Origin of the sequence: Mesorhizobium sp. M7A.F.Ca.AU.001.01.1.1, from assembly GCF_004022735.1 — a bacterium.
Lineage (GTDB): Bacteria > Pseudomonadota > Alphaproteobacteria > Rhizobiales > Rhizobiaceae > Mesorhizobium > Mesorhizobium ciceri.
Genome location: NZ_RZPF01000264.1, coordinates 1 through 7736 on the forward strand (window position 1 = coordinate 1; position 7736 = coordinate 7736).

8 protein-coding genes are annotated in these 7736 nt (G+C 61.7%); 2 read left to right on the plus strand and 6 right to left on the minus strand.

Going from position 1 to position 7736, the window contains the following annotated elements:
* The 6 genes from EN884_RS17475 to EN884_RS17500 all read right to left on the minus strand — a co-directional run.
* Positions 1-987: ABC transporter ATP-binding protein (locus tag EN884_RS17475; RefSeq protein ID WP_164895033.1), on the minus strand; the 987-nt coding region annotated here is incomplete at its 3' end.
* Complete coding sequence (locus tag EN884_RS17480) at positions 984-1205, minus strand: hypothetical protein (protein WP_013529497.1); 222 nt, start codon at positions 1203-1205, stop codon at positions 984-986. The genes EN884_RS17480 and EN884_RS17475, both read right to left, overlap by 4 nt.
* Entirely contained in the window at positions 1202-2161 is a 960-nt protein-coding gene (locus EN884_RS17485; RefSeq protein WP_013529496.1) for a carbohydrate ABC transporter permease, read from the minus strand. Before EN884_RS17485 ends, EN884_RS17480 begins: the two co-directional genes overlap by 4 nt.
* 1 nt (position 2162) lies before the next feature.
* A complete protein-coding gene (locus EN884_RS17490) occupies positions 2163-3068 on the minus strand; it encodes a sugar ABC transporter permease (protein WP_013529495.1) in 906 nt (301 codons plus the stop codon).
* Between the two features lie 65 nt (positions 3069-3133).
* Positions 3134-4450 carry an extracellular solute-binding protein gene (locus tag EN884_RS17495; protein ID WP_013529494.1) on the minus strand — a complete coding sequence of 439 codons (1317 nt, stop codon included), beginning with the start codon at positions 4448-4450 and terminating at the stop codon, positions 3134-3136.
* Positions 4451-4809: 359 nt separating this feature from the next.
* A complete protein-coding gene (locus tag EN884_RS17500) occupies positions 4810-5505 on the minus strand; it encodes a TetR/AcrR family transcriptional regulator (RefSeq protein ID WP_013529493.1) in 696 nt (231 codons plus the stop codon).
* A 111-nt stretch (positions 5506-5616) separates the two neighbouring features.
* Here EN884_RS17500 and EN884_RS17505 point away from each other — a divergent pair, with 111 nt between their 5' ends.
* The gene (locus EN884_RS17505) at positions 5617-6813 is read left to right on the plus strand and encodes a Tm-1-like ATP-binding domain-containing protein (protein WP_063169051.1); all 1197 of its coding nucleotides are present in this window, start codon (positions 5617-5619) and stop codon (positions 6811-6813) included.
* Between the two features lie 13 nt (positions 6814-6826).
* On the plus strand, positions 6827-7693 hold the full coding sequence (locus EN884_RS17510) for a phosphoenolpyruvate hydrolase family protein (protein WP_024504438.1): 867 nt from the start codon (positions 6827-6829) through the stop codon (positions 7691-7693).
* Positions 7694-7736 lie beyond the last annotated feature (43 nt).

Sequence of the window (7736 nt, forward strand, 5' to 3'; positions counted from 1 at the left end):
GGCCCGCAGCAACTCGGTTCCGACCTTGAGATCGACGATGTCGAAGGAGCCGAGCGGCTCGACGATATGTGTGTCGACAGGCACGAAGCCCTCGGTCGCCTCGCGCCGGATGAGCACGCCTTCCGGCCGTATGCCAAGCGCCAACTGGCCGCCGGCATGGCCGTTGAGCTTCGACAGCAGGGCTCGCGGGAACTCGAAGCCGGCGGCGGCTCCACCGACCGTCACCGAAACCGAGGACGTCGTCTCGGCCACCGCCGCATCGGTGACATTCATCACCGGGCTGCCGACGAATTGCGCCACGAACAGATTTGCCGGCTGCGAATAGACCTCGTCGGGCGTGCCGACCTGCTGCAAGACGCCTGCGTGCATGATGACGATGCGGTCGGCCAGGCTCATGGCCTCGATCTGGTCGTGCGTGACATAGATGGTGGTCGAGCCCTGCTTGATGTGCAGCCGCTTGATTTCCGCGCGCATCTCCTCGCGCAGCTTGGCGTCGAGCGCGCCGATCGGCTCATCCATCAGCATGGCTTTCGGCCGCCGCACCAGAGCGCGGCCAATGGCGACGCGCTGCATGTCGCCACCCGAGAGCGCCGACGGCTTCTTGTCCAGCAGGTCGGTGATCTGCAGCGTCTTGGCGACGGAGCGCACCTCGCTGTCGATCTCCGTCTTGCTCTTGCGCGTGGCACGCAAGGGGAAGGCGATGTTCTCGTAGACGCTCATATGCGGATAGAGCGAGAACGACTGGAACACCATGGCGATGTCGCGATCGGCGGCCTTCAAATGCTGCACCGGCTTGCCGTCGATGAAGATGTCGCCCTCGTCGATGGTTTCCAGCCCGGCGATGGCGCGCAGCGTCGTCGTCTTGCCGCAGCCCGATTGGCCGAGCAGCACGATGAACTCGTTGTCGGCGATCTTGAGGTTCAGGTCCTTGATGACCTGGACGGCGCCGAAGAATTTCTGGACGCCGCGAAGCTCGATCTGGGTCAATGCTGTGCTCCCGGATTGCGCACCTGGCCGGTGCCGGCCTTCTCCTCGGGCGCGATCTTGGAGGTTACGTTGAAGCCGACGAGCCCGATCAGGATGATGGTCAGGCCATAGCTGTGCAGCAGCATGTTCCAGGGCTGGCAGAGCGCGACGATGCCGAGCACCATCAATATCTGCGACCCAGGTTCAAGGTATTTCTGGTTGAAGGCGCGAAAACTCATTTGCGGATCGCTCCGAAGGACATGCCGCGCAGCAGATGATTGCGAAGCAGGAAGGTGAAGATGGCGACCGGCAGCAGGAACAGGAAGGTTCCGGAGGCGATCACCGTCCAGTCCGGCAGGCCCGAACCGACCTGGCTCGGGATGAAGGGAGGCGCGGTCTGGGCGCGGCGGTTGGTCATGATCAGCGCAAAGGCGTATTCGTTCCATGCGGTGATGAAACAGAACACGGCGGTGGCGGCGATGCCCGTGGCGGCCTCCGGCAGCACGATCTTGAAGAACGCCTCCATGCGCGTGTAGCCGTCGACAAGCGCGGCCTCCTCATATTCCTTCGGAATCTCGTCCATGAAACCCTTCATCAGCCACACGGAGAAGGACAGGTTGAAGGCGGTGTAGAGAATGATCAGGCCCAGATGCGTATCGTTGAGCCCGACTGCCCGGTACATCAGGAACATCGGGATGGCGACCACCACCGCCGGCAACATGCGCGTCGACAGGATGAAGAAGAGCAGGTCCGCTTCCCCCTTCACCTTGAAGCGCGAGAAGCCATAGGCGGTGAATGTCCCCATGCCGACCGCCAACACCGTCGAGGTGATGGCGATGATGAGCGAGTTCAGGAAGCGGCTCGGATATCCCGACCATTGCACCTGGCCCTTGCCGTCGCGCACGATCTTCTCGCCGCCGTCGAACACGACGCGCTCCCACCACGGGGCGGCGGCATATTCTTCGGCCGACGGCGGGCTGCGCAACTGTGAGCGCTTTGTGAAAAGTTTGACGAAAGGCGAGATGGTCGGCTCGAACATCACCGTCGGCGGGATCGTCGTGGCCAGGTTGCGTGGCTTGAACGAGGTCGCCACGATCCAGTAGATCGGCGCCAGGAAGATGATCGTCACCAAAAGGACGGCGACAATAGCGACCTTGTTGAGCGCCCGTTCACCCGAAGTCTGGACGGCCGCCATCTCAGCGCTCCTTAACTTTGTTGAGGTATTTCACATAGATGTTGGTGATCGCCAGCACCATGATCAGCACGATATAGGCAAGCGCGCAGGAGCGCCCCGTCTGCCATTCCTGGAAAGCCATCTTGTAGAGACGGATGGAAATCACCTCCGTGCTCGGCTGCGTCGACAGCACATAAGCAAGATCGAAAGTCTTGAAGGCTTCCATGGTGCGGAAGATGACCGCGATCATCAGGATCGGCGCGACCAGCGGCAGCGTGATGCGGAAGAAGGTATAGAACGGCCCGGCGCGGTCGATCGCGGCAGCTTCGTAAAGATGCTTCGGCACCGCCGAAAGCCCGGCGAGCGACAACAGCATGACGAAGGGCGACCACATCCAGATGTCCGTGAACGCGACCGCGTAGAGCGCCATCTTCGGGTCGCCGAGCCATTGGAATTTGCCGAGGTCGAGCACGTAGTTGATGACACCCCAGGACGGATCGTAGAGCAGCTTCCAGAACAGGCCGACCACCGCCATCGAGAGCATCATCGGCAAGAGCAGCAATGTCGTGATCAGGCCCTTGAGCGGAATGGTGCGATTGAGCAGCATTGCCGTTCCAAAGCCGACGACAACCTGACCGACGACCGAGACGATGACGTATTTCGCGGTCACCGCGAAATTGTTCCAGATATAAGGGTCGCTGAGGAGCTCGCGATAGTTCTTCAGTCCGACGAAATTGGCCGGCGCATTGGTCGATGCGCGGAAGTCGGTGAAGGAATAGCCGAGCGAATAGATCAGCGGAAAGATGTTGAAGACGATCAGGAACACGATCGTCGGGATGATGAAGAGGTTGCGTATCGAAATGTCGCTGAGGCCGCGAGAGGCGGCTCTGGAGGAGGTATTCAGCGGTGTGATCATTGTGGTCGCCAAGACCTGCTCCCATTCCTGAAAAAGAAAACGGAGGAGGCGCAGGCCTCCTCCGCACTACATGTCGGTTATTGGCCGCGGCCGTATTTCTTGAACGTGGCGTCCCAATCCTTCGCCAGCGCATCCAGCATTTCCTTGGCCGTACCATCGCCGTTTACGATGTACGGATAGACACGCTGGTTGAGCTGCTGCAGCAGTTCCGCATACTCCGGCACCGCCCAGAAGTCCTTGACCTTGAACATCGTGTCGTAGAAGGCCTTGTTGTAGGGCGTGGCGTTCTGGAACTCGGCCGATTCCAGCACGGCCTTGTTGCAGGTGTAGCCGCCGAGGGCCGCCCACTTCTTCTGCGTATCGTCCTGGATGAACCACTTCAGGAATTTCATCGCCTCTTCCTTGTTGTTGGAATAGGAGACGACGGAAATGCCCTGGCCGCCGAGCGCGGCGAACTGCTCGCCACCTGGACCTGCCGGGTTGGCGAAGAAGCCGGTGTTCTTGGCGTTCGGGTTCGACGCCTCGTTGATCAACGAGGGGAAGAAGGCGAAGTAGTTCATGCTCATCGCCGCCAGGCCTTCGGTGATGGCCTGGTTGTTCTCGACGAAAAAGGCGTTGGTCCAGCCCGGAGGCGTGAAGCCGAACAGCTTGCGGTAGTTTTCCGCCGCGGCCACCGCCTTGTCCGAGTTGATGATGCCGTCGACCTTGTAGGTGCCGAAGTCGCCGAGCTCACCGCCATACGAGAACAGCGCGTTCTCGAAGCCCATCGCCAGGCCGTCATACTGGTTCTGTGTGTAGATGGCGATGCCGTAGCGGTTCTGGTCGGGCCTGTTGAAGAACTCCGCGATGTCGGTCATTTCCTTGAAGGTCTTCGGAACGGCAAGGTCGTAGCCATACTTGGCCTTGAACGCTTCCATTTCCTTCGGATCCTCGAACCAGTCCTTGCGGTAGGCCCAGCCCACGGCGTCGCCCTCGGCCGGGATCGACCAGTATTTGCCGCTGTTGCCGGGATATTCGGAGTAGAACTTGACCGTCGCCGGAGCCATCTTGTCGAGAACCTTGTTCTCTTTGACGAAGTCGGTGAGGTCGACATAGTGACCGCCCTCGGAGGCGGCACCAAGCCATTGCGAGTCGCCGACGACCAGGTCATAGGCGCTGCCCTTGGCGTTGAACTCGGTAAAGGCCTTGGTCTGGAAGTCGGCCCACGGGGTGGTTTCCACCGTGATCTTGACGCCGGTTTGCTTCTCGTACTCGTTGCCGAGCTCCTGCAGATAGTTTGCGGGATCCCATTCAGCCCAGAAGATGGTGAGTGACTTTTCCTGCGCGTAAACGGACGTTCCGCAGGCAAGCGTTAAGCCGATACCAGCAAGTACGCTGGTCACTAACTTGCGCATAATGATTTCCTCCCTTGTGCGCGTTCTACCTTATCGTGCGAGCCGGCAACGTGGCCGGCCCTGGTAGTTCCTCCCGTGATCGCACCTTTCCGGTTTCGAGCCTCCTCGCCCCGCCGGAAAATGGATCGCAGCCCTCACTTTCGATCCGCTTTTCTGATCCAATCTGGTATTACCAATTTTGCATGCGCGTCAAGCCCTTTCTTGGCAGCTTGACGTGGCCATTTCCATCGGATTACCGCTTTATCTGCCTGTTTTACCAAGATTTTCCTACTCAGTGATATGATCGGGTATTGTCCAATACCCCACCCAACCGCTAAGATCAGTAGTGTGCATGCCAATCTGGTCGAACCAGTTAGGCTCTATTTCACGACTGCCTTCGGATCGAGGCTGCCTCCTTCATCGACCGATTCCGCCACTGCCGCACGCACCAGCGCCCCGGCCGCCCACTGTGCGACCGACATCGTCCGGCGGCTGTCCAGCCCCCAGATATCCTTGAGCACGATCAGCACCTCGACGCCGAAGATAAGCGACAGCGCCTGTGCCAGCCGCTTGAAGTCGCGCGGCGGCAAACGGCCCTTGAGCGGCGCGATCGCATCCTTCAGCAGGTCGATGCGGTGGCCACGCGTAAAGGCGGGCTCACCGCCCAGCGTGCCGGCCTGACGCCGCGCCCATTGATCGAGCGACAGCTTCAGTGCTGCCTTGAACGTAGCCTCGAAGGCCTCGATGCGCGGCATGGCCGTGTCGAACAGCTCGGCGACCCGGCGCTCGGCATCGGCGGAGGTCGATTGCCAGGTGAGGATTGGCCCCAGCCCCTCGTCGACGACGGCCTGCACCAGTGCCGACTGGCTCGGGAAGTAACGATAGGCGGTGGCGCGGGAAACCTCGGCCGCCTCGGCGACCTCGCTGACCGAGGGCGTGACGCCCGCCTGCATCAGCCTTGTTGCCGTCTCCAGCATCAGCCGTTTGGTCCGCGCGCGCGGCCCACGTTCGGGCACTGGGCCGGTTGCCCGTTCAGCCTCGTCGCTCGCAGCGGATTGTTGACGTGAGACATTCATACCAATACGATACGCACGTCTCAAAAATTTGCAATGGCGTCCGCATCGTCGAGTGGCCCGGGCAATGAGCGATGGGGGCGGCATCGCGCCTGCCAGGATTGGGAGAGCGCAATGAAGCGTATCTATGTGGTGGGGACCGCGGACACCAAGGGCGAGGAACTCGCCTTCCTGGCCGATGCAATCACGGCTGCGGGCGCCCTCGTTTGTCGTGTCGATGTCGGAACGCGCGACGCAACCATCCCCGTCGATATCAGCGCGAGGGAAATCGCCGACCATCATCCCGGCGGCAGTGAAACCGTGCTCGGCGGCAATGATCGCGGCGCCGCGGTCGCCGCAATGGGCATCGCCTTCGCCCGCTTTGCCCAATCGCGCAACGACATCGCGGCCATGATCGGCATTGGCGGCGGTGGCGGCACATCGATCGTCACGTCGGGCATGCGCGCCCTGCCGCTCGGCCTGCCCAAGATCATGGTCTCGACGCTCGCCTCCGGCGACACCGCTCCCTACGTCGATGTCTCCGACATCATCATGATGCCTTCTGTGACCGACATGGCCGGACTGAACCGGCTCTCCCGTGTCGTGTTGTACAACGCGGCTCAAGCCATATCAGGCATGGCGGCCAGCCCGGCGCCACCACCCGACGGCAAACCATCGATCGGCCTCACCATGTTCGGCGTCACCACGCCTTGCGTGACCGCCATCGCCGACCAGCTCCGTTCCGGATATGACTGCATGGTCTTCCACGCCACCGGCACTGGCGGCCGCAGCATGGAAAAGCTGGCCGACAGCGGCTTGCTGTCCGGCGTCGTCGACATCACCACGACCGAAGTCTGCGATCTTCTGTTCGGCGGCGTGCTGCCGGCGACGGAGGATCGTTTCGGCGCCGTCGCACGCACGGGGCTGCCCTATGTCGGCTCCGTCGGCGCGCTCGATATGGTGAACTTCTGGGCGCCTTCGACCATCCCGGAGCACTATCGCGACCGGCTGTTCTACGAACACAATCCCAATGTCACGCTGATGCGCACCACGGCGGACGAATGCCGTGCGATCGGCGAGTGGATCGGCACCAGGCTCGCCCGCTGCGGGGGACCGGTGCATTTTCTCATCCCGGAAAAAGGCGTCTCGGCGCTCGACATCGAAGGCGGCGCCTTCTTCGACCCGGAAGCCGACGCCGTTCTGTTCGATGCCATCGAGCGCACCATCAAGCCCAACGGCAAGCGCCGCGTGACGCGCCTGCCGCTGCATATCAACGACCCGGAATTCGCAAAGGCAGCAACAGCGGCCTTCCTCGACATCGCCAGACAGTGAGAGACCTAAAAAAATGCCCGCCATACCGCGCAAGGACATCTTGAAGAAATTCAGGGGAATGATCGACAAGGGCGTGCCGATCGTCGGCGGCGGCGCCGGCACCGGCCTGTCGGCGAAGGCCGAGGAGGCCGGTGGCATCGACCTCATCATCATCTACAATTCCGGCCGCTACCGCATGGCCGGGCGCGGCTCGGCCGCCGGCCTGCTCGCCTATGGCAACGCCAACGAGATCGTCAAGGAAATGGCCTATGAGGTGCTGCCTGTGGTCAGACACACGCCGGTGCTGGCCGGCGTCAACGGCACCGACCCGTTCGTCATCATGCCGCTGCTATTGGCAGAGCTGAAGACGATGGGCTTTTCCGGCGTGCAGAATTTTCCCACCATCGGCCTGTTCGACGGCAGCATGCGGCAGAGCTTCGAGGAAACCGGCATGGGCTTCGGCCTCGAGGTCGACATGATCGCCGAGGCGCACAAGCTCGATCTCTTGACCACGCCCTATGTCTTCAACCCGGATGAGGCCCGCGCCATGACCAAGGCCGGTGCCGACATCGTCGTCGCCCATATGGGTGTGACGACAGGCGGCTCGATCGGCGCCACGTCAGCCAAGTCGCTCGACGACTGCATTCAGGAGATCGACGCCATCGCCAATGCCGCGCGCTCGGTGCGCAAGGATGTCATCCTGCTTTGCCATGGCGGCCCGATTTCGATGCCCGACGACGCCCGTTACATTCTCTCCCAGGCCAAGGGCCTGCACGGCTTCTATGGCGCCAGCTCGATGGAACGGCTGCCGGCGGAAGCCGCGATCGCCAAGCAGACGGCCGATTTCAAGGCCGTCGCGCTCGGCGGCCAGAAGACCACATTCAAGAAAAAGAAGGGATGAGTGAGATGACCGACAAGAGCAAAGTGTTCGTGTACCCGAAGGA

Coding starts and splice junctions, on each gene's coding strand:
- EN884_RS17480 (WP_013529497.1), bottom strand. CDS start 1,205: ATGAGTTTTCGCGCCTTCAACCAGAAATACCTTGAACCTGGGTCGCAG.
- EN884_RS17485 (WP_013529496.1), bottom strand. CDS start 2,161: ATGGCGGCCGTCCAGACTTCGGGTGAACGGGCGCTCAACAAGGTCGCT.
- EN884_RS17495 (WP_013529494.1), bottom strand. CDS start 4,450: ATGCGCAAGTTAGTGACCAGCGTACTTGCTGGTATCGGCTTAACGCTT.
- EN884_RS17500 (WP_013529493.1), bottom strand. CDS start 5,505: ATGAATGTCTCACGTCAACAATCCGCTGCGAGCGACGAGGCTGAACGG.
- EN884_RS17505 (WP_063169051.1), top strand. CDS start 5,617: ATGAAGCGTATCTATGTGGTGGGGACCGCGGACACCAAGGGCGAGGAA.
- EN884_RS17510 (WP_024504438.1), top strand. CDS start 6,827: ATGCCCGCCATACCGCGCAAGGACATCTTGAAGAAATTCAGGGGAATG.